A 22,934-nucleotide genomic window follows, 5' to 3' on the forward strand; every position below is an offset into this window, starting at 1 on the left:
TAAGTAAGGCTTTTAAAAGAAAAGGATAATATATGAAAAAGTTATATTTTAAGGAAAAATTCTTCAAAATTACAGACCACTATCCCATCTTGGATGAAAACGGCCGCGAAGCTTACTATCTAGACCAAGACTTTACATTTTTGGGTTATGAGTCCAAGGTCTCTGACCTAAATGCAAAGACTATTTTAAAGATTAGTAGACAGCTTCTCACTTTCCTACCAAGGTATACTGTAAGTATGGGCGATGGAAGAAGTATGATTGTCCAGAAAAAATTCGAGTTTTTCAGACACCGTGTAGACGTAAGTCTAGATGATGATGCTCTTTACCTTGAAGGAGATATTTTTCATTTGAATTTTACTGTTACAAACAAAAACGGCCAAATGGTCGGAGCTGTTAACAAGAAGTTTTTTGCCCTAACTGACACTTACGAACTCATAGTATATGACGAAGCTTACATCGAAGAGCTAATAGGCCTTGTAATTTGCTTAAATAATATGATCGATTTAGAAGAAGCTGCAAATTCTGGCAGCTAAGGAGGAAAAATGAGTAAAGAAATTATTAAATACATCGAAGATTTGTGCAAGACCCCATCCCCTACAGGATATACAAAAAGAGCAGAGAAATACCTCATAGACGAATTTACAAAAATGGGCTATGAGCCATATCAAACAAATAAGGGTAATGTTATAGTTCCTATAAATCCAGGAGAGGAAAACGGCCTACTCCTATCAGCCCACGTAGATACCCTAGGACTTATGGTAAGGTCTATCAAGTCTAACGGTAGACTTAGAGTTACAACCCTAGGTGGTTTCCCACTTTCTTATGTAGAGCAAGAAAATGTCACAATTATTACTCGTGATGGCAAGGAATTTACTGGCGTTATGAGACTAAACAATCCAGCAGTTCATGGATCAAGCGACCCAAGAGAGGCCAAACGTGATGATGAACACATGGAAGTAGTTATAGATGAGATCACAAATTCTGCCGAAGAAACAGAAGCCCTAGGTATTTCCGCAGGAGATTTTATAGCCCTTGACCCAAGATTTAGGGTAGATAATGGCTTTATAAAATCTCGCCACCTAGATGATAAGGCAAGTGCAGGTGTTTTGATGGCCCTAGCCAAAGATATTAAGGAAGAAAATATCACTATAAACCGCCCACTTTACCTAGCCTTTACAATCTATGAAGAAGTAGGCCATGGTGCAGCTAGTGGTCATCCAAAAGGTATCTCAGATATGATTGCAGTTGATATGGGTGTTGTATACGATGACCTTAAGACAGATGAAACCAAGGTATCAATTTGTGCCAAAGATTCATCAGGCCCTTACAATTTTGATTTAACCAACGAACTAATTGCAACTGCAAAAGAAATGGACATAGACTATGCCATAGACATCTACCCATTCTACGGATCTGATGCATCAGCAGCAGTAGCAAGTGCCAACGACTTCCGCCATGCCCTAGTAGGTGCTGGAGTTGCAGCAAGTCACGGTTATGAGAGAACTCACGAAAATGGTCTAGATGGACTATTTAAGCTCTTAAAGACATATATCAGCAAATAAAAATTTTATCAATCATTGCTATTTACCTGGATGATTGGTATATTTATCATAGCAGAAAGGGAGTAGCCCAATTATTTAATCGTCAGAACGAATTTATTTCCGGTTAAATAAACCCTAGAAAGGTGGCAAGACTTTTGGCAAATCCGCCAAAAGTCTTTTTTATTACCATTTTGCAAATATTTTTATAGGAGGAATTATGGACTACCAAGGTTCTAAAAAGGATTTATTAGAAAAAATTGGCGTCGATCCAAAAACTGGACTAAGCTCTAGCGATGCAAAAACTCGTCTAGAAAAATACGGTCCAAACAGTATTGAATCATCAAACAAAAAATCTATGCTTCAAAAAATCCTAGACCAAATCATAGATCCCATGGTAATTTTACTTATAGTTGCATCAATCATCTCTGCTTTTACAGGAGATAAGGTTGAAGCAATCATTATCATTGCAATTGTCGTTGTCAATGCTATTATGAGTATTTACCAAGAAGGTCAGGCTGAAGATAGTGTGGCAGCCCTTCAAAAGATGTCAAGCCCCGAGGCAACCGTCCTTCGTGATGGCAAACGTGGCAAGGTCAAGGCAGAAGAGCTTGTACCTGGAGATATTGTAATCCTTGAAACAGGGGATATAATACCTGCCGATATCAGACTGCTTGATTCAAGAAACTTAAAAATCGACGAATCATCTCTTACAGGTGAATCAGTCGCAGTAGAAAAGGATGCTAACGAAGAATACAACGAGGAAGTTGGTATAGGAGACCGCAAAAACTCTGCCTACTCATCTTCCATAGTAACATATGGTCACGGCGAAGGTGTAGTAACAAGCACCGGAAGTGAATCAGAAATAGGAAAGATTGCCACAAGCCTTGATTCAGTTGAGGAAAAGCAAACTCCACTACAAAAGCAACTAAATGAACTTTCCAAAAAACTTGCTATTCTTGTAATAATTGTTTGTGCCCTAGTATTTGTTGTTGGCTACTTTAGAAGCAATATGACATGGCTAGAAAACTTCATGGTTGCCGTATCTCTTGCAGTTGCAGCTATACCAGAAGGACTTACAGCAGTTGTAACAATTGTATTGTCAATTGGTATGAACCGCATGGTTGAGAAAAAAGCCATAGTAAAAAACCTTGTTTCTGTAGAAACACTTGGTTCTACAACAGCTATTTGTTCTGATAAAACTGGAACTCTAACCCAAAACGAGATGACCATCACTAAGGTCTTCACAGACTTTAAGGAATTTGATGTAGATGGATCTGGTTATGTCCCAGAGGGGGATATTTCCCACCAAGGTCAAGTAATAGATAGCCACGATCAAATCAAACTATTAATGACAATAGCATCCCTATCAAACGATGCAAATCTAATAGAAAGATCTGGAACTTACGAGATCACGGGTGACCCAACAGAAGGCGCTATGCTTACCCTTTCAGAAAAATGGGGCATAGTTCAAGAAGACTTAAACGAAGCTCACCCAAGAATTGATGAAATACCATTTGACTCTGAAAGAAAGATGATGACAACCTTCCACAATATAGAAGATAGCTTCTATGCCATGACCAAGGGTGCACCAGATATCATCATCAAAAACTCTAGCAAGATCATGATTGATGGCAAGTTAGAAGACTTTACAGAAGATAAGAAAAAAGAGGTTCTAGAAGAAAACACCAAACTTGCTAAACAAGCTCTTCGTGTGATGGCCTATGCCTTCAAACCATACGAAACTTTGGAAGGCGAAGAGCTTACTACAGAAAATATCGAACGTGAGATGGTTTTTGTAGGTCTTACAGGTATGATTGACCCACCAAGACCAGAAGCAAAGGCAGCTGTAGAAGAATGTCACAGATCTGGCATCGATGTAATAATGATTACAGGCGATTACTTTGAAACAGCCCTTGCAATAGCAAAAGACCTTGGCATAGCTGAACGCGAAGATCAAGCCATGCAAGGTAGCGAACTAAATAACAAATCTGAAGAAGAAATCAGAGAAATTGTAAAAACCAAACGTATCTTTGCAAGGGTATCACCACAAAACAAGGTACAACTAGTAAATGCCCTCCAAGCAAATGGCAACATTGTAGCCATGACAGGAGACGGAGTAAACGATGCACCAGCTATCAAAAATGCTGACATTGGTATTTCAATGGGTATCACAGGAACTGACGTTGCAAAAGATACCGCGGACATGATCCTAGTTGACGATAACTTTGCAACTATAGTAAACGCAGTTGAAGAAGGAAGAGTAATATTTTCAAACATCAAAAAGTTTGTATCATTCCTTCTATCATGTAATATCGCCGAAGTTCTCATAGTATTCCTATCAATCCTATTTGGACTTCCAAGCCCACTTACACCTATCCAACTACTATGGCTAAACCTTGTAACAGACGCATTTCCAGCCCTAGCCCTAGGTGTAGAACCAGCAGAAGCAGACATTATGGAACGCCCTCCACGTGATCCTCACCAAGGTATCTTATCTGGTGAAACAGGACGTGGTGTAATCTTCCAATCAATAGCAATAACAATTGCAGTCCTTGCTTCATATGTCATAGGACTTAAATACATCTTCCCAGGAAATATCGAAAGAGCCCACACAATGGTATTTGCAACACTTATCACAAGTGAGCTACTAAGAGCATTTTCTGTAAGAAGTGAAAAATACACCCTAAGAGAACTAGGATGGTTCTCAAACAAGAACCTAGTAAAAGCAAACCTATTATCCTTTGCCCTACTACTTCTTGTAATGTATGTCCCTGTACTAAGAAACCTATTTGAACTAGAATTCATAAGCTGGCAATGGTGGATAATCTTATTACTATCACTACTACCACTATTAATAGGTGAGATTAGAAAAAGAACTAGAAGATAAGAAAAAAAGGAGCTTTTGAAAATATTCAAAGCTCCTTTTTTACTTTAAATCATCTTTATAAGTCAGAAAAGCAAAAACTAATTCCAAAATGCCAAAAACTACAAGAAGGACTGGCCAGAAACTTATTTTTCCTTCATATGAAATAATTCCTTGACATAAAAATAATATTCCTAGCAATACATTTATGATAGCTTGTAATGTTTTCTTTTTCATAGCAATCACCCAATTAGGGTAGTCATAAATATTTCTTCAAATTTTTCTGTGTCAATATCTGTCACAAAATTTACATTTTTACATGCCGTGGATATTGCTCTCATGTCAGCCACGGTCATACCACGGGTAAATTCTCCTTTTGTTTCTACGTCCATGTGGACCATTTGACTTTTAAAGATTTCCGGATTGGTATGATACATTACTGCTAGGGTGTCGTGCATGTAGGTTGTATAATTTTCTTCAGCTCCAGTTTTTGCTATGCGTCGATCCATTATATCTGCTAGGATTTTATTTATCTTCTTATCTGACTTTTTAAACTTTTCGTGCATGTCAATATTGTAGTAAGTCTTTGTTGTCACATTGAGGCCAACAATATTGACCCTAATTCCAGATTCAAAAACTATTTTTGCCGCCTCAGGGTCGGCGTAAATATTAAATTCTGCAACTGGTGTGGTGTTGCCTGTGCCTACGACCCCACCCATGATTGTGATCTCTGATATTTTCTCCTTTAGTTCTGGGTGGGCTAGGATAAGAGCCCCTATATTTGTAAGAGGGCCTACTGCTATAATTAAGACCTGGTCATTGTTTCTCAATACTTCTGCCATGGCATCTATGGCTGGCTTATCTGATATGTCAGCTAAGTCATTATCATCAAACAAATATCCTGAAAGTCCATCCACCCCATGGAATTCTTCTGCTAGGATTTGTGGCCCAAATAAAGGCTGAGCAAGTCCTCTATGTATTGGAATGTTCCAATCCATGGCCTTTACTAGGCCTCGAAGATTTCTAGTAGTATTTGCAAGCTTTACATTGCCAGCAACAGATGAGACCATCTTTACATCAAAAATCTCACTCTCGTGCAAAAAGCTAAGGGCAAAGGCATCGTCTATGCCTGGGTCTGTATCAAAAATTGTAATTATTTTCTTCATCCTAAGTCCACCTTATTTTCTTTTGCATATGCTTCAACTTCTTTTAGTCTTGGAATAGAAGCAGCTGCTCCTTTTTTGCTACAAGCAAGACCTGCTCCAAGGCTTGCTAGCTTTAGTGACTTTTCAAGATCTTCGTCTTTTGAGATATTTGCAAGAAAATATCCTAGGAAAGTATCTCCAGCTCCTGTTGTATCAATAGCATTTGTCTTAAAGCTATCAAATTCAATCTTAGTATCTTTGGAAGAATACATACCTCCATCTTTTCCAAGGGTTAGAAGAAGCTTTAGATCCTGATATCTATCCCTAAAATAGTCTATTATTTTATCTGGATCCTCACAGCCACTTATCTCATAGGCTTCCGTTTCGTTTAGGATTAAGGTATCAATTTTGCTAAAATCAATTGTCTTTAGTGATTCATCTACTGGTGATGGATTTAAAACTATTTTCATCTTCCTTTTGCTAGCTTCATCTACTATGTATGGTAAGTTAGATATCTCATTTTGCAAAAGTAGGTAATCGCCTTCTTCAAATTCGGCCAAGACTTGGTCAATATAGGGCTTATCAATCTTTTTATTAGCACCTGCTTCTACGATTATTGAGTTATTGGCATCTTTATCTACTTGGATTATAGCATGACCAGAATTTCCAGAAACTTTTTAACTAAAAAATTAATCTCATTTTTAGCTAAGTAATCTAGTAGAATATCTCCATCATCCTCTCCTACAAATCCTGCATGAATTACATCAGCGCCAGCTCTCTTAAGAGCTATGGATTGGTTGAGCCCCTTGCCACCGAGCCCTTCATTATAAGATATGGCAGATATAGTCTCACCTTCATTTACTATGTGATCTAGTGAATAAACTTTATCAATATTTAGCGATCCAAAGTTTAAAATTTGTGTCATATGTCCTCCTTACAAGGCAAAAACCACACCCAGAATTGCAGAAATTGCAATAATTACAAGCGGGTGAATTTTCTTAAATTTTATCAAGGCAAATAGAAATACAGCAAACAAGACTATAGGAATAGGTCTTAATAAGTCGATGATATTTCCACTGGTCCTAAACAAATCTACATCAAAAAGTGTTATGACCATTACAGAGCTCATAGCTCCAAGGATAAGGCCAGCTGTGGCAGGTCTTATTGTGGTAAACATATTTTCTATAGTTTGTGAGTTTTTAAACTTTGCCATCATCCTAGATATGATAAGAACTATTATAATAGGTGCAGTGATAAGCGATGTGGTCGCTAGTATTGCACCAGGGAATCCATAGGACTTAAATCCAGCAAAGGTTGCAATATTTATTCCTATAGCTCCTGGAGTTGACTCAGAGACAGCTATCATATCAAGCAAGTCTGCTTCAGTAAACCAGCCATAATTTTTTGCCATATCTTGCAAAAATGGAATAGTAGCCATACCTCCACCTACAGCAAATAGTCCAGTCTTGAAAAATTCCCAAATCAACCTAAGCATTTTTTCCTCCTCTATTTCCAAGCAAAATCCCAAAAACACCAATAGCTATGACAATTACAACAGGCGAAATTGATAAAAATGCAACTGCAGCAAAAGTCAATAAAAATATTACGAACTTTAAAGGTGTATTGGCATTTGACTTTATCATCTTAAGTACTGAATAAAATACAAGAGCCGAAACTCCAACTCTAATTCCAGCAAAGGCGTGCTGAATAAAAGAAAGATGGGAAAAGTTCTTCAAAAAGTTGGCAATAATCAAAATTATTATTATAGAAGGCGTGATAAATCCAAGGCTTGCAACAATCCCTCCCAAGTCTCCAGCCTGGGAATAACCACAGAAAGTAGCAGTATTTACTGCAATAATTCCTGGTGTAGACTGGCCTATGGCATAGTAGTCCAAAATCTCATCACGAGTCGCCCACTTTTTATTATCGACAACTTCACGCTCTAAAAGCGGCAGCATAGCATAACCCCCACCAAAAGTAAATAATCCTATCTTGGCAAAAGTTATATATAAATCCCCTAATATATTCAAAACAAACTCCTTACAATAATCTAGTAATAGTATATCACAGCTGGGATATAAAATTTCCTTATTTAATCATCAATTGTATAGTGATAATATAAATCATAAAAACAGGAGATAAAATGATAATACTTGATGAAAATCTTAAGCTAGATGATAAAGATACGCTGACACATTTAAGATATCCTTTTAGCCTGGATAGGGACTATAAGGCTATTAAGATCAATTTAGACTATGATCCAAGCGACGTTCCAAAAGAATACGGCAAGCAAAGTCTTAAAGAATGTGTCGATAAATATATGCCAGAAGAAGATTACAGCCAAGAAGATCGAGATGATATCCTAAATAGTAAGATAGCAAATCTGATTACTACTTCGCTTTTGTACGAAGGGAAATTTGTAGGAGCCTACCACAACAAGACCAACCACCAAGAAATTATAGTTTCAAAGGACAAATCTTCTCCTGGTTACAAGAAATTTGATATAAAGAAAGGCAACTACGAATTTATTCTAAGTATGCACAGCTCAAATTCAAAAATTAATGCACATTTTGCACTGGAGGCCATAGATGACTAAGCTAACTTATAGACCAATAGAACTTCACACCCACACTATAAATTCTGATGCCAAGTTTACACCAAGAGAACTACTTGAAGCAGGCAAGGACTTTGGCTATGATGCAATTTTTGTAACAGACCACAATACAAATGCAGCTCTTGAACAGATTTATGAGGCAAAGCTTGATAAGGAAATCTTACCAGCATTTAGAGGAAGCGAGTGGACAACTTTCTATGGCCATATGGTAATCCTTGGCAACGAGGAGATGGGAGATTATACAAAGGCAACCATTGACAATATTTCAGAATGCATAGATGAGATTAGGGCAGATGATAGTAATATAGTAATCGGCATAGCCCACCCTTATGATATAGGCAATCCTTTCTGTACAGGATGCCATTGGGAGTTTGAAGTCGATGACTGGTCCAAATTTAATTATCTAGAGCTAGCCAATAGTGGCAACCCTCAAGATAGTATTGCCAATGAAAAAGCCTACCAAAAATGGATTGAATTAATCGGCAAAGGCTACAGGCTCGCCGCCCTAGCTGGTCGTGATTGGCACAGCCCTTCTTCCAAAGACAAGAACTTTGCTATCAATATGCTAGGATTTGATGGTAATCTTTGTGAGGAAAATGCCCTTGCTGCCATAAGAAAACTTAACACCTACATTACTTATGGCCCTATAATGGATCTAGAGCTTGAAAATATAAACCTAGGCGATGAAATCAATGAAAACGACCAGGTCAAAGGCTCTGTGAAACTTACTAAGCCTAACTTTCAAAACTACGACAACTTCAAAATCGACCCACAAAGATTTGTAATCTACAACAATGAAGAAATAATATTTGAAAGCCATATATCTTACCAAGAATCAATTAATTTTGATATCAAGGCAAAATCTGGGTATATTAGATTTGAAGTGATAGGAGATTTGAAAGAAAAAAATGACTACCATTTAGTGGTAACTTCTCCTATTTTTGTAAGATAATATATGTGACACCAGCTAGTGTCACTTTTTTATTAGGAGGATAAATGAAATTACTTTTTGACTGCGATGGCACAATACTTGATTCCATGCACATATGGAGCGAGCCAATCAATGGAATTTTTGAAAAATACGGCTTTAGTTTCGAAGGTCTTGATAAGGAAGAAAAGGGCAAAATCGAAGCTCTTCCAATGGGCGGAATGATTGATTATATTGCAGAAAATATAGCCACAGATATGAGCAGAGCTGAAGTTAGCAAGTATTTTGAAGATGTAATCGAAGATGGCTACAAAAATCACCTAATGCCAAAAGAGGGAGCCTTGGAAATTTTAACAAAGCTTAAAGAAAGTGGCTATGAGATGGCCATAGCTTCATCCACTGATTCAATCTATCTTAAACTTGCCTTTGAAAGACTAGGAATTAGCGATTATTTCAGTTTTCTTAACACACCAGATTTAACAGACCTAAACAAGGCAGAAGATGCTTACTGGCAACACGCTATAGACAAATTTGCTGTCCCAGCAGAAGAAATCATCCTCTTTGATGATGCCCTCTATGCCATAAATGCAGCAAAAAAACTTGGTATCAAGACATGTGGCCTAAAAGATTTCCCATACAATAAGAGAGAATGGGAATATATCATAGAAAGCGCAGACCAAGTCCTAGATACAATAGCTGATATAGATATTGAAGAATTGGAAGGTTAATTATGTTTTCATATAATGATTTAATTTGGAATACCCACGGATATACCAACTACAGATTTAGCCTACTTGTATTTTATGTTTTACAAATAATAGTATGGTGGAGGCTTTTTGAAAAAGCTGGAGAAGAGGGCTGGAAATCTATTATACCAATCTACAATGTTTGGATAGCCTTTAATATTGCCAATCCTGGCAGTTCAAATAATATACTATGGTTTATAGGATCCTTTATTCCTCATATCCAAGTTTTAGTCTTTATCTTTATGGGCTATAAATTCGCATCAAAGTTTACAGACAATATTATAATAAGAATTTTATACATGGTATTCCCATTTTTTACAGGCTTCCTACTAGCATTTTCAGACCAATTCCAATACTCACCACATGACCAATAAATAACAAAAAGACCCCGCAGGGTCTTTTTTTATACCATATTTTCTGGATTTACGTATTTATCAAATTCTGCTTCGCTTGCAAAGCCTAGTTCTCTGTTGGCTTCTCTAAGGGTTAGTTTATTTTCATAGGCGTATTTGGCTATTTGGCTGGCCTTGTCATAGCCTATGTGTGGAGAAAGGCTTGTTACTAGCATTAGTGAATTTTCTAGATTGTTTTCTATTTCTTCTTTGTTTGCCACAAGTCCTACTAGTAGGTGTTCTCTAAAACAAGCTAAGGACTTACTCATTAGGCTTATAGTTTGGTCCATATTGTAGATTATTAGTGGCATATAAGCGTTTAATTGAAGTTGTCCTTGGCTATTGGCCATGCTTATTGCAAGATCATTGGCCATTATTTGTATGCTTACCATGGTAAGTGACTCAACTTGGGTTGGGTTTACCTTGCCTGGCATAATTGATGAGCCTGGCTCATTGGCTGGTATTATCAGCTCTCCTATGCCGCATCTTGGTCCGCATGATAAGAATCTTATGTCGTTTGCAATCTTGTACATATCGCTTGCAAGAGCTTTTATACTTCCATGGACATTTACTAGGGCTGACTTGCTTGCTAGTTGGTAGAACTTGTTTGTATCGCTTTCAAATTCTAGGTCCAATTGTTTTGTTAGCTCACTTGCTACTTCACTGCCAAAATCTTTTGATGCATTGATTCCAGTTCCTACGGCAGTTCCACCTATAGCAAGCTTTCTTAGAGCTTGGCTTGCATTGTGTATGGATTCCCAATCTCTTTCTACCATAGTTCTCCATCCAGAAATTTCTTGGGAAAGTTTTAGTGGTGTGGCATCTTGCAAGTGGGTTCTACCTGTCTTGATGATGTCGTTTTTTTCTTCCAAATCTTTTAATACTTCAATTATTTGTCGGATTTCTGGCAAGAGCTTTTCTTTGATTTTTAATATGGTTGAGATATGCATAGCTGTTGGAAAGACATCATTTGATGATTGGCTCATATTTACATCATCGTTTGGGTGAATGACATCTTCTCCTGCTTTTTTGTTAGCTATGTGGGCTATGACTTCGTTGACGTTCATATTTGTCTGTGTGCCAGATCCTGTTTGCCATACTGTTAGCGGGAATTGATCATCGTAGTATCCCAACAAGATTTTATTGCAGGCAAAGACTATGAGTTCTCTTTTTTCTTCACTTAGCTTTCCTTGCCTGTTGTTTACTATTGCTGCAGCTTTTTTTATATTAACTAGGGCATAAATTACTGATTTTGGCATAAGCTCAGCATCTTGTGGGAAATTTTCAAAAGATCTTTGACTTTGTGCTCCCCATAATTTGTCTGCTGGAACTTTAACCTCACCTATACTATCCTTTTCTATTCTATATTCCATTTTTATTCCTTTTTAAGGGCATCTTCGTCCAAGATACCTGGTTTTATCATTTCTTTGAAATCTAATATTTTTTCAAGTTCTTCTTTGCTAAGTAGTTCATCAGAAAGAACCAATTCTCTAATTGATTTGCCAGTTTCTAGGGCCTTGTGGGCTATATCACTTGCCTTCGCATAGCCTATATGAGGAGCAAGGGCTGTAACAAGTCCGATTGATTTTTCTACTTGTTCTGATAGTTCGCTTCTATCAGCTGTGATGTGGTCTATACAGTTAACTCTTAGAGTATATATGGCATTTTTGAGTGTCTTTAGTGACTCAAAAAGATTGTAGAAAATAATTGGTTCAAAGGCGTTTAGTTCAAGTTGTCCTGCCTCAACAGCCATAGTTACAGTCATATCATTGCCTATGACATTGAAAGCAACTTGGTTTACAACCTCTGGGATTACAGGGTTTACCTTACCTGGCATGATTGATGAACCAGCTTGAGTTGGTTTTAATTTTATATCACCAATACCTACTTGTGGACCAGAGCTCATAAGTCTTAGGTCGTTAGATATTTTTGATAAGTTTGCTGCAAAGGTTTTTAGAATTCCTGAAACATACAAAAATCCATCCAAGTTTTGAGTTCCATCTATCAAGTCTTCATTTTGTTTCAATTTCAAATCAGTTACTTCGCTTAGTACTCCAACTATTTCCTCAACATAGGTTGGATCTGCATTTAAACCTGTACCAATAGCTGTACCACCGAGATTTACATGGCTTAGGCTATCAACAGCAAGGTCAAATCTTTCCAAATCACGGGTTATTACCCTAGCATAGGCCCTAAATTCTTGGCCAAGGCTTATTGGAATCGCATCTTGAAGTTGAGTACGGCCCATTTTGTAAACGTCCTTAAATTCTTCAGCCTTTTTCTCAATAGATCTGATTAATAATATTGTTTCATCAATTAGTTCTTTAAAATATCTGATAAGAGCTATCTTACCACTAGTTGGTATAACGTCATTGGTAGATTGGCCCAAGTTTACATGGTCGTTTGGGTGAACATTTTCATATGTACCTAGGCCGCCACCCATAGCAGTGTTTGCAACATTAGCAATTACTTCATTGGCGTTCATATTAAAACTTGTACCAGCTCCGCCTTGGATTGGATCAACTATAAAATTATCCCTATGCTGGCCAGCCAAAATTTGGTTACAAGCTGCAACAATTGCATTTTGTTGAGTTCTTGTCAAAAGGCCAATTTTCTCATTTTCAATAGCACAGGCTTTTTTAACCTCAACTATTGCATTTATCATCTCACTATCCATTGATAAAGATGTAATATTAAAATTATTTCTTGCTCTTAGAGAATTCGCCCCATACAAGGCATCAAAAGGCACTTCAATTTCGCCTATAGAATCGCGTTCTTTTCTATAATCTGTCATCACTATCCCTCCTAGTACCATTATAGTTAATACTAATGATACTTACAAGTTATTATAAAAACGTTTTACATTTTATTTAAAATATAGGGAAGACTCTAGCAAATTAAGATTCACTTTTCTCTTCCCAAGCCCCAGATCTAAATCTCCTAGTAAATAAAAATCTCCTGGTACTTTCATCTAGGATAAATACCAGCCAAATGAATTTCAAATCAAGACCAAGTTTTGTTACAAAGAGGTATGCTAAGGGGATTACTAGTAAATATGTTGTGGATATGCCAACTATTACTGGATATCTTACATCTTTTACTACATTTAAGGAATTTATTAAAATTTCATTTGCTACTCGCATCGGATCGTGGAATATTTGTAAAAATAGTAAGACTGTTACTATACTTATTATTTGTGGATTATCAGTAAAAATCCTCACTAGATTCTTGCCAAAAATAGCCACAAGCAAGTTGACTGCTCCTGCTATTAGGCTTATTTTCTTGGCATTTAAAACTCCAAAATTTTTGATACCCTCGTAATCCTTATTCCTATACAAGTCTCCGATGATGAGATTGCCAGTAACTCCTGCAGCTACCCCAATTGAAAATATGAATGAAGTTATAGTCGTAGTATAAATCATGGAAGATACAGCTATGGTTCCAAGGCTTGCAATAATAGCAGTTATGATTGTCTGGCTAAAGTTATAGGAGATTTGCTCCATGGCTGATGGTATGCCTAGGGAAAGAATTTCTTTTTTTAGGCTGATATTTTTAATCTTGCCACCAGCAAATAAGATTGGGATTCTTCTTTTTATAGTAAAAAATGTTATTAGCATAGAAATAAGTCTAGTAAAGAGCGTTGCGATGGCTATATAGCTGATGCCTCCAAGCTTTGCTAAAACTATTATGGTATTGGCAATTATTACAAGTATTGTATTGGCTACTGATATCCTTACAGCAATTTTTACAAAGCCAAAGGCCCTAAGGGTCGCCAGCATCAGGCTTGTCATTGCAGTAAAGACTATGGATATAGAAACGATCTTTATATAAGCCGAAGCTTCCTCCACAAGTTCGCTTGGAGTTTGCATAAGGATTAGCAAATCTCTATTAAAGGCAAAAACTGCAATTATTATTAGCCCTGCTATAAATAAGTTTAGTACAATCGATTCTTTAAAAATTGATTTGACATATTTTATCCTGGATTCATCAGCATTTTGGATGATTAGTATGCTTGCACCTAGGACCACGACATTTGTTACCATGGCAAATATAGTCAATAATCGGTCAGAAATCCCTATTGTCGCAACCATTTGGTCATTAAAAAGTGAAAATAAAAACACATTGAAATTACCAATTAGGGTCAGGAAAATCTGCTCAATTATTAGGGGTATAAAGATATCATTATATTTTTTTGTGAATAATTTGCCTTCTCTATTCATCAATTTGTATATTTCTTATCTTTATAGAAAATGGATCTTTGGATATTTCTATGACTGTAGCTCCCTTGTCCAAATCTCCATAGGCTTGGTAGCCAGAGGTATTTGCGTAGGCAAGGTGGATGTCAAAAAGAGTGCTATCAAAGTTATTCTCGTGGTCATGACCTACAATCATCCCCCAGGTTTCACCATTTAGGACCATATTAGCAAAAAATCCCGTGTTGATTTTCGGAGCTGATATGGCTTCGTTTGTCTCTCTTTGTTCTCCAGAAATGATGTTATTCATGCTCTCCCAATATTCTGGCAGTGGCATATGTTGGAAAATTATATTGCGTTTGATCCCATCATTTTTCTTGTATTTTGCTGAAGTCTTTCTAAACCAATCTACTTGGTCTGGCAAAAGCCACTCGTATGTTCCTATGCCAGATCTGTCATCTTCTCCTGAATCTATCATATATAAATATGCAAGGTCTTCGTCCTTATCCCTTAGGGGAATGACGTAATTTTCCCTATCATTAACTATAAAGACATCTTCTTTATCTGCCTTGTTTCTTATGATCTTATCGTAGATTGCTCTAAGGTCTCTTCTACTAGTTCCCTCCTCGCTGTCGTGATTGCCAAAGGTTATAGCAAAAGGAATGTCATATTTGTCAAAATATTTCATTACATTTTCAAATACCTTGTCAGGTTCTTTTACCCCGTGTGAAAATATGACGTCCCCTGTGTGAACTATGAGGTCCGGCTCTTCATCTTTTATAATTTTATCGATTAGATTAAAAGTTTTGATATCCTCATGGCATGCTGGCAAATTGCCAAAGTGTGTGTCTGTAAATTGTACAATTTTAAATGTGTTGTTTTTAAATTCCATGTCTTTCCTTTCTCTGGACTTAGCCAAGCTTATATTTTGCCTGTCTTCTGATTAGAATTCCTACAAATAGGCCCTTTAATATCGAAGTGATAGTCATAGCAGTCCATACTCCAGCAACTCCAAGTACTGGCATAAGCAAGATAGATAAAGGTATCCTCACTGTATCAAAAAACATGGCTATTCTTGCTGGGATTTTGGTTTCTCCAAGACCATTGAAGGCACCTGTTAGACCAATTTCCGTTGCCATAAATATTTGCGATAGGGATAGGATGGCTAAGTATCTGGTTCCAAGTTCTATTGTTTCCCTATCATTTGGTATAAATATCTTAAATAAAGGATATCTAAAGGCAAAAAGAACTATTGTCGATATTGACCCTATTATTACTAAAATATGAAAAGATTTCTTTATACTTTCTCTTACCCTATCAAAAAGTCCAGCCCCATAATTTTGCCCAACCATGGCTGCAATACCGACTTGGAGACCTTCTGTTGTATTCCAAGTGATTGCCTCTAGCTGGCTACCAACTGTGTAGGCTGCCACAGCTGCTTCACCAAACCTTGCCATAAACTTGTTCAATATAATACTTATAAAGGCCATGTATGCGCTCATCAAGGCTGCGGGTAAGCCCATCTTAAAGATACTTTTGATCCATCGTCTCTGGTAATCTATCCTGGTTAAGGCGCTTTTTAGAAGTTCATTTTTTCTAAAAATTACTCCTATAAAAATAAGGCTGACGAACACTTGAGCAAGAAGGGTTGCAATAGCAGCTCCCTTTGCTTCAAGTCTTGGTATAGGTCCAAGTCCAAAGATAAATATTGGATCCATTATAATATTTGCCACAAGGCCTACTGTATTTATCTTAAAAGGCGTAAGACTATTGCCTAAAGATTGGAAGCTTTGGGAAAAAACTGGATTTATAAAGAAAAATACCATACCAAAACTTATAATGTGCAAATAATCTCTAGCATAAGAACTCGCCTTAGCAGTTAATCCATAGAAATTTACATAAGCATTGGAAAATAATAGCATCAATATAGAATAAACTAGGGCTACAATTATAGTTAAAATATAACCATTATTTAAAACTCTTATTGTTTCTTTCTTAGCTCCTCTTCCAAAGGCTTGGGATACGTAAACCCCTGTACCAATTTTTGGAATAAGGGTAATAGCATTGGCAATCCAAAATAAAAATCCAGCTATACCAACTCCCGCTATTGCATCTTTTCCAAGCCTTCCAAGGAAAAATATATCCACAAAGTTATATGTAATCTGTATAAAAGCCGTCAAAGCCAAAGGAATTGACAGTTTGAAAAGGGATGAAGTGATATCACCCTTGGTTAAATCAACATTTTGATCCATAAATCCTCCTATGATGATAATACTTTACAACTTATATTTAAAATTATCATTTATAAAAGAAAAAAGTAGGCAAAATACCTACTTTTGTTAATATTATTTACCTATGTGCTAGAAGAAAATATGAGCAAATACCACTATTATTGGCAGGGTTATGATGGTCCTTTCCAAAAATAGGATAAACAAATCTAGGAGGGAGACTGGCAAGTTAGAGCCTAGTATCACAGCTCCAGTTTCTGACATATATATTAGCTGGGACACTGAAACTGCTGCTATGATAAATCTTGTCATAGGGTTTGCTATTTCTGCTGCAAGTATAGATGGTACAACCATATCTGCAAAGCCAACTACCATTGTCGTACTTGCTACTTCAGCTTCTGGAATTTGGAGAAGTTTGAGTAATGGCAAGAATGGCTTGCCCATAATTTGGAAAAATGGTGTTGCCTCTGAAACTATGAGAGCAATAGTACCTGCTGCCATTATTATTGGCACAACACCTAGCCATAGGCCAAGTACTGTCTTTGTTGCACTTACAAAATAATTTTTTACACTTGTATTTGATTCAGCCTTTTTTACTGCAAGTTGTAAGGCCCATTCTTTTTTGCTAAAACCGTCAGGTATATTTTCTGCTTGAGCTTTGACTTCTTTGGTCTTGTACTTATCTTCTTTGCCAGCTAGAGGGTGTATCCTTGGCACTATCAAAGCCGCAATAATACCAGCTACCCCAACTGTAAGATAGAATTTGCCAAAATAGTCTGTTAGACCAACATTTTCCAATACAACCAAGCAAAATGTGATTGATACTGCTGAAAAAGTTGTTGATATAACAGCTGCCTCTCTAGCTGTATAATATCCCTCTTCGTACTGCTTATTGGTTAGGGTAACTCCAATAGTGCCATCCCCAATCCAGCTAGCCAAGCAATCTATGGCAGATCTACCCGGTAGATTAAATACAGGTCTCATCACAGAGGTCAAGTAAACCCCTATGTATTCCAACAGACCGAACTCTGTCAAAAAAGGTAAGACAAATCCAGCTACTAAAAATATTGTAAATAGGCCACCTATCAATTCATATAAGATAAGTCCGCCAGTATCCGGACTATAAATTATCTCTGGGCCTACTTTAAGGGCTGTCATAAGACCAAGGGCTAGGCCAATAAATCTTACTACAAGCCAAAAATTAGATATATCTGCTGCATTTTTTAAAACTTCATTATTTTCTATAAAACTTGGTTTAGAAATCTTATATATAAGAGCAAGTATGCAAGAAATGAATATGCATATCAAAACTAAAATATATATAGGAATGATAGAATCGATACCACTATTAACAGCCTTAGAAAGCACTGACGCCATAACAGTTGATGATCCATCTTTTTCAAAAGGAGTCATTAGGAGTAGCACTCCTATAATAGAAGGAATTATAAACTTCAAAATCCTCTTTAATGTCAACTTTTCCTTTTTGATCCCTTTACCATTAGGATTATCCACGTAAATTACCGCCTTTCAAATTTCGCTTTATATATTTATTCCCAATTTGCAAACAATTTAATAATTTGCAAACTTATCTTAAAGAGGAAAAATATAAGGTCTTCAAATTCGTTAAATTTTGGACCTGCTATTGTAAGTTTACTCGAATTGGCTAAAAATGCTCCTATTTTTATAAATTTTTTATGTATATATTCTAAAATCAACAAGATTTTCATAAAAAAAGTCTTGACATATTATAATAGAGAAGATATACTATAAGTGTAATGTAAGCGCTTACAAGTATATAAGAAGGTGATTCTATGGATATTTATGATATTGCAAAAAAATCTGGATATTCTATTGCTACTGTTTCTAGAGTCTTAAACGATTCTAATAAGGTTAGTGATAAGGCTAAAGCAAAGATTTTAAAGGTCATAGAAGAAAATGACTACAGCCCAAATAGGGTTGCAAGATCTCTTGCCAAAAAACAAACGTCTCTTGTTGGAATTATGGTTCCAGATATAAGAAAATACTTTGAATCTCAATCAGCTTACCAGCTTGAACAAAGACTCAATGCCAATGGTTATATTACTCTTCTTGGGGATAGTACAGATAATTTGGATGAAAAAAAAGCCTATCTTAATCTACTAAAGGAGAATAAGGTTGATGCTATAGTATGTGTTGGCTCTACCTATGAGCAAGAAGATTTTTATGAGGAAATATTAAAGCTATCAAAAGATATTCCCTTTGCCATGTTAAATGCTAATCCGCTTAATAAAAGCAAAGACATAAGTTATGTATATATTGATGAAATTGACGCCATGAGACAAGCTATGGACCATCTTCATAAAAGAGGCTACAAGCAACCAATCTTTGTTTCCTACCATGGAAATAAATATATTACCAGATCTTATATAGCAAAAAAAGCAGGATTTATAGAAGCTCTTGACGAGTTTTACCAAAGTACTGACTTTATGGAAGTTAAAATCAATGATATAGATAAGGATATGAGAAAATTGTATGATTTCCTAAAATCCAACCCAAGGATAGATTCCATATGCTTTGAACTTGATCTTTTGGCCATTCCAGCATTTAAGTACCTAGTAAATTGTGGAGTTAATATACCAGAAGATATAGCAATCATAGGATTTGATAACATTGATGCAACCAACTATCCAAGCAAAAAAATAACTTCAATAGATCAAAATATAGCTTTGCAAGCTGATATAGCAACTAAGAGCCTTTTTAGATTGATAAACAATGAAAAGTTAGAGAATAATGACAACATGATAAAGGCAAAATTAATTGTAAAAGAGACAAGTTAGCTTAAATTAACAGCTCAAGCACCAAGTTCTATATTACAAATAGAGAAAATACTTTATCTAGCCACGATTATTATAAATTTGTGGCTGAATAGAGTAAAATGGCTACATATTTTTTTAAAGCAAAATGTAAGCCCTTACATAATATAAGAAAAACTTCAAGGAGGGTATATGAAAAGTAGAGACGTTTCAAATGTGCGTGCTTTTAGCATGCGAGATAAGATTGGATACATGTTTGGTGATTTTGGTAACGATTTTACCTTTATCCTTTCAGTAATGTTTTTGACAAAGTTCTATACAGATGTTATGGGTGTAAACCCCGCCTTAGTAGGAACTATGATGATGTTATCAAGATTCTTAGATGCTTTTACCGATATCGGTATGGGCCAAATACTAGATAGGTCACTTGCAGGTCCAAAGGGAAAATACAAACCTTGGATCAAAAGAATAGCAATCCCCGTTGCCTTTGTTTCTCTCTTAATGTATGCCAACTGGTTTGCTGATAAATCAATGGGCTTTAAGATTTTCTGGATGTATATGACTTACATACTTTGGGGTTCAATCTTCTATACCATGATTAATATCCCTTATGGATCTATGGCTTCAGTAATATCTGACGATCCTATCCACAGATCTGAGCTATCTACTTTTAGGACCATTGGAGCTACCTTAGCTGGTCTAGTTATAGGTGTAGTAGGTCCTATGATTATAATGGTGAAAAATGACCTAGGACAAACAGTAATGGACGGTTCAAAGATGAGCCTATTTGCCTTGGTTTGTTCAGTTCTTGCTGTTATTTGCTACATGGTTTGCTACGTAAACGTTGAAGAACGAGTTGTAACAGAGCTTAAAGGTGAAAGTGTTAGCCTAGGACAAACCTTAAAAGGTATGTTTACATCAAAGTCCCTTATAGGAATAATCCTTGCAGCCCTAATGCTGTTATTAGGTCAACTATCTATGAGCCAAATGGCTGGCTATATCTTCCCAAATTATTTTGGAGATGCTAAGGGACAATCAATAGCTGCTGCTTTGCAGGTAATTGTGATTTTGGCTATGGCTCCTTTTGTAAAAAAAGGCGTTTTAAAATACGGTAAGAAAGAAATGTCAATAGTTGGTGGTTTAGTCGGTGGCATAGCTCTGATCGTAGGCTATTTATTAAAAACAACTAATCTTACATTGTTTTTAATAATAATAGCTTTGGCAAATGTTGGTGTTGGTATATTTAACCTTTCTATCTGGGCAATGATAACAGATGTTATTGATGATATAGAGGTTAGAACAAATAAAAGAGATGAAGGAACAATCTACGGCTCATACTCTTTTGCAAGAAAATTAGGCCAAGCTTTATCAGCTGGCATCATTGGATTTGTGATGAATTCTATAGGATATTCACAAGCTACAGCCTTTGATCCAGATGTATTAAGCGGAATATATAGCATATCTACATTGCTTCCAGGCCTAGCAATGATTGCCCTAGTGCTTGTATTAAAATTTATCTATCCATTAGATAGAAAGACAGTTGAAACAAATGCTCTCGAGCTAAAACGTAGACGTGATAATAGTAAGTAAGTATTAATTTATAAAGGAGAAAAAAATGTTATATCCAATTCAAACAAAATCTAGAATAGTATCAAGCCTTGACGGCATGTGGGAATTTGTACTCGGTGATAGTCATCTTAATGAAAGTTTAGCAGAAAAAAGATTAGAAGAATCTCGTCCTATGCCAGTTCCATCTTCATATAATGACATATATGAAGACAAAGAACTTCGCGATCATTTTGGATGGGTTTACTACCAAAGACACTTTGACATCCCAGCAAAGCTTACAGAAGATAGACTTGTATTAAGATTTGATGCTGTAACCCACTTTGCAAAGGTATATATCAACGGAAAAGAAGTATGTGAACACAAGGGTGGTTTCCTTCCTTTTGAAGTTGATATCACAGATAAGGTAAAAGATTGTAATAACCTACTTACAGTTGCTGTTAGTAACGTGGTAAATTATGAAACCCTGCCTATAGGCGGTCTTGGTGGAGGTGGCATGCTCGATGCTCTTTCTATGGGATCCGAGAAAGCAGACTTGGCCGAAGATTTTGTCCAAACGAAAAACTCACCAAACTTTGATTTCTTTAACTATGCAGGCATCACCAGACACGTTAGACTATATACAAGTCCAAAAGCATACATCTTTGATATAACAATGACAAATGATGAAGTTAGCGAAAATGAAGCAGTATTAGGATATAAGCTTGATGTTTGTGGTAAGGCCGATGCAAAAATTTATGTTTACGACGAAGATGGAAACTGTGTAGCCCAAAGCGAAGGTTTAGAAGGACAGCTAAGTATCAAAGATGTTAAACTTTGGTGGCCACTAAATGCTTACCTATACGATATCGTAGCAGTATATGGTGAAGATGAATACCACCTACCATATGGAATCAGAACTGTTAGAGTTGATGGCAATAAGTTCTTGATTAATGAAAAGCCATTCTATTTCAAGGGCTACGGCAAACATGAAGACACCTTCCCTAACGGCCATGGCATAAATGAAGTAATGAATTACAAGGACTTATCACTAATGGCTTGGCAAGGTGCCAACTCATATAGAACAAGCCACTACCCATATTCAGAAGAAATGATGAGACTTTCAGATAGACTTGGCTTTGTAGTTATAGATGAAACTCCTGCTGTAGGAATAAATGGCATGTTCGGCGGAGGTGCAAACTTTGGCGGACAGCCGCTTCCAACATTTGGACACGAAAAGTCAATTGGAACATTAGTGTTTGACCACCACAAAGAAGTGATACACGAATGGATAGCTCGTGACAAGAACTATGCATCAGTTGTGATGTGGTCAGTAGCTAACGAAGCAGATACTTCTAGCGAGGGTGCTTATGAATACTTCAAACCACTATTTGACCTAACACGTGAACTCGACCTACAAAAACGTCCAGTAACTTTAGTCTCAGTACTCATGGATGGTGGTCCAAGAGCAGATGTATCTTCAAAACTTTCTGATGTAATTTGTATAAACAGATACTATGGATGGTATTTTGGAGGTCCTGACCTTGTAGGCCCTATGAAATCTTTCAGAGAAGAGCTTGATATTTGGGCAGAAATAGGCAAACCAGTCATAATCACAGAGTACGGTGCAGATACAGTAGCTGGAATGCATGATACAGCAGATAACCCAGTAATGTATACAGAAGAATACCAAGTAGCCTATTACAAAGCAAACAACCAAGTGATAGACGAATATGACTGTGTAGTCGGTGAACACCCATGGAACTTTGCTGATTTTGCAACAGATCAGAACCTACTTAGGGTTCAAGGAAACAAAAAAGGCATCTTTACAAGAGATAGAAAACCAAAGCTTGCAGCACACTACTTTAAGGAAAGATGGAACTCAATACCTCACTTCAATTGGGAGAAAAGAAAATAAGTAGTTCTAAGCCTAGCTTAGCCAGCTTG

At 36.6% G+C, this 22,934-nt stretch carries 22 protein-coding genes; 10 read left to right on the forward strand and 12 right to left on the reverse strand.

Annotation, left to right across the window (positions count from 1 at the left end; all coding sequences use genetic code 11):
* The first annotated feature begins 32 nt into the window (after positions 1-32).
* From QNH69_RS01790 to QNH69_RS01800, 3 genes are all read left to right on the forward strand, one after another.
* Positions 33-533, forward strand: a complete 501-nt coding sequence (locus QNH69_RS01790) for an LURP-one-related family protein (protein ID WP_282928914.1) — start codon at positions 33-35, stop codon at positions 531-533.
* Positions 534-542: 9 nt separating this feature from the next.
* Positions 543-1,562 carry a M42 family metallopeptidase gene (locus QNH69_RS01795; RefSeq protein ID WP_282928915.1) on the forward strand — a complete coding sequence of 340 codons (1,020 nt, stop codon included), beginning with the start codon at positions 543-545 and terminating at the stop codon, positions 1,560-1,562.
* A 196-nt stretch (positions 1,563-1,758) separates the two neighbouring features.
* Positions 1,759-4,428, forward strand: a complete 2,670-nt coding sequence (locus QNH69_RS01800; RefSeq protein WP_282928916.1) for a cation-translocating P-type ATPase — start codon at positions 1,759-1,761, stop codon at positions 4,426-4,428.
* A gap of 39 nt (positions 4,429-4,467) precedes the next feature.
* Here QNH69_RS01800 and QNH69_RS01805 read toward each other — a convergent pair whose 3' ends face one another.
* From QNH69_RS01805 to QNH69_RS01830, 6 genes are read right to left on the reverse strand one after another with little or no spacing between them, the layout of a single operon-like run.
* On the reverse strand, positions 4,468-4,641 hold the full coding sequence (locus QNH69_RS01805) for a hypothetical protein (protein WP_282928917.1): 174 nt from the start codon (positions 4,639-4,641) through the stop codon (positions 4,468-4,470).
* 5 nt (positions 4,642-4,646) lie between these two features.
* Positions 4,647-5,570, reverse strand: coding sequence for a nucleoside hydrolase (locus QNH69_RS01810; protein WP_282928918.1), 924 nt, complete (start codon positions 5,568-5,570; stop codon positions 4,647-4,649).
* Complete coding sequence (locus tag QNH69_RS01815; RefSeq protein ID WP_349252251.1) at positions 5,567-6,199, reverse strand: PfkB family carbohydrate kinase; 633 nt, start codon at positions 6,197-6,199, stop codon at positions 5,567-5,569. The genes QNH69_RS01810 and QNH69_RS01815 overlap by 4 nt, the downstream gene beginning before the upstream one ends.
* Positions 6,196-6,474: a PfkB family carbohydrate kinase gene (locus QNH69_RS01820; RefSeq protein ID WP_282928919.1), complete on the reverse strand. Its 279-nt coding sequence runs from the start codon at positions 6,472-6,474 to the stop codon at positions 6,196-6,198. The genes QNH69_RS01815 and QNH69_RS01820 overlap by 4 nt, the downstream gene beginning before the upstream one ends.
* A gap of 9 nt (positions 6,475-6,483) precedes the next feature.
* Positions 6,484-7,044: a chromate transporter gene (locus QNH69_RS01825; RefSeq protein WP_282928920.1), complete on the reverse strand. Its 561-nt coding sequence runs from the start codon at positions 7,042-7,044 to the stop codon at positions 6,484-6,486.
* Positions 7,037-7,579, reverse strand: a complete 543-nt coding sequence (locus QNH69_RS01830; RefSeq protein ID WP_282928921.1) for a chromate transporter — start codon at positions 7,577-7,579, stop codon at positions 7,037-7,039. The genes QNH69_RS01825 and QNH69_RS01830 overlap by 8 nt, the downstream gene beginning before the upstream one ends.
* A 113-nt stretch (positions 7,580-7,692) precedes the next feature.
* Between QNH69_RS01830 and QNH69_RS01835 the strand changes: the two genes are divergently transcribed.
* From QNH69_RS01835 to QNH69_RS01850, 4 genes are read left to right on the forward strand one after another with little or no spacing between them, the layout of a single operon-like run.
* On the forward strand, positions 7,693-8,145 hold the full coding sequence (locus QNH69_RS01835; protein ID WP_282928922.1) for a hypothetical protein: 453 nt from the start codon (positions 7,693-7,695) through the stop codon (positions 8,143-8,145).
* Complete coding sequence (locus tag QNH69_RS01840; protein WP_282928923.1) at positions 8,138-9,115, forward strand: CehA/McbA family metallohydrolase; 978 nt, start codon at positions 8,138-8,140, stop codon at positions 9,113-9,115. Before QNH69_RS01835 ends, QNH69_RS01840 begins: the two co-directional genes overlap by 8 nt.
* Before the next feature lie 44 nt (positions 9,116-9,159).
* A complete protein-coding gene (locus QNH69_RS01845) occupies positions 9,160-9,819 on the forward strand; it encodes an HAD-IA family hydrolase (protein WP_282928924.1) in 660 nt (219 codons plus the stop codon).
* 2 nt (positions 9,820-9,821) lie between these two features.
* Positions 9,822-10,211, forward strand: coding sequence for a DUF5684 domain-containing protein (locus tag QNH69_RS01850; RefSeq protein ID WP_282928925.1), 390 nt, complete (start codon positions 9,822-9,824; stop codon positions 10,209-10,211).
* A gap of 29 nt (positions 10,212-10,240) precedes the next feature.
* Here QNH69_RS01850 and QNH69_RS01855 read toward each other — a convergent pair whose 3' ends face one another.
* The 6 genes from QNH69_RS01855 to QNH69_RS01880 all read right to left on the reverse strand — a co-directional run bounded on the left by QNH69_RS01855 (position 10,241) and on the right by QNH69_RS01880 (position 18,063).
* The gene (locus tag QNH69_RS01855; protein WP_282928926.1) at positions 10,241-11,602 is read right to left on the reverse strand and encodes a class II fumarate hydratase; all 1,362 of its coding nucleotides are present in this window, start codon (positions 11,600-11,602) and stop codon (positions 10,241-10,243) included.
* 2 nt (positions 11,603-11,604) lie between these two features.
* Positions 11,605-13,023, reverse strand: a complete 1,419-nt coding sequence (locus QNH69_RS01860; protein ID WP_282928927.1) for an aspartate ammonia-lyase — start codon at positions 13,021-13,023, stop codon at positions 11,605-11,607.
* Between the two features lie 103 nt (positions 13,024-13,126).
* Positions 13,127-14,449 (reverse strand): MATE family efflux transporter, encoded by a 1,323-nt coding sequence (locus tag QNH69_RS01865; protein WP_282928928.1) that lies wholly within the window; start codon positions 14,447-14,449, stop codon positions 13,127-13,129.
* Complete coding sequence (locus QNH69_RS01870; protein WP_282928929.1) at positions 14,442-15,314, reverse strand: metallophosphoesterase family protein; 873 nt, start codon at positions 15,312-15,314, stop codon at positions 14,442-14,444. Before QNH69_RS01870 ends, QNH69_RS01865 begins: the two co-directional genes overlap by 8 nt.
* A 19-nt stretch (positions 15,315-15,333) precedes the next feature.
* Positions 15,334-16,674: an MATE family efflux transporter gene (locus tag QNH69_RS01875; protein ID WP_282928930.1), complete on the reverse strand. Its 1,341-nt coding sequence runs from the start codon at positions 16,672-16,674 to the stop codon at positions 15,334-15,336.
* 108 nt (positions 16,675-16,782) lie between these two features.
* A complete protein-coding gene (locus QNH69_RS01880) occupies positions 16,783-18,063 on the reverse strand; it encodes a YjiH family protein (protein ID WP_282928931.1) in 1,281 nt (426 codons plus the stop codon).
* 398 nt (positions 18,064-18,461) lie between these two features.
* Between QNH69_RS01880 and QNH69_RS01885 the strand changes: the two genes are divergently transcribed.
* The 3 genes from QNH69_RS01885 to uidA all read left to right on the forward strand — a co-directional run bounded on the left by QNH69_RS01885 (position 18,462) and on the right by uidA (position 22,905).
* Positions 18,462-19,466 (forward strand): LacI family DNA-binding transcriptional regulator, encoded by a 1,005-nt coding sequence (locus tag QNH69_RS01885; RefSeq protein ID WP_282928932.1) that lies wholly within the window; start codon positions 18,462-18,464, stop codon positions 19,464-19,466.
* Between the two features lie 168 nt (positions 19,467-19,634).
* Complete coding sequence (locus QNH69_RS01890; RefSeq protein WP_282928933.1) at positions 19,635-21,032, forward strand: glycoside-pentoside-hexuronide (GPH):cation symporter; 1,398 nt, start codon at positions 19,635-19,637, stop codon at positions 21,030-21,032.
* A 25-nt stretch (positions 21,033-21,057) separates the two neighbouring features.
* The gene (uidA, locus tag QNH69_RS01895; protein ID WP_282928934.1) at positions 21,058-22,905 is read left to right on the forward strand and encodes a beta-glucuronidase; all 1,848 of its coding nucleotides are present in this window, start codon (positions 21,058-21,060) and stop codon (positions 22,903-22,905) included.
* Positions 22,906-22,934: the final 29 nt, after the last annotated feature.

The organism is Anaerococcus sp. Marseille-Q7828, assembly GCF_949769285.1.
GTDB lineage: Bacteria > Bacillota > Clostridia > Tissierellales > Peptoniphilaceae > Anaerococcus.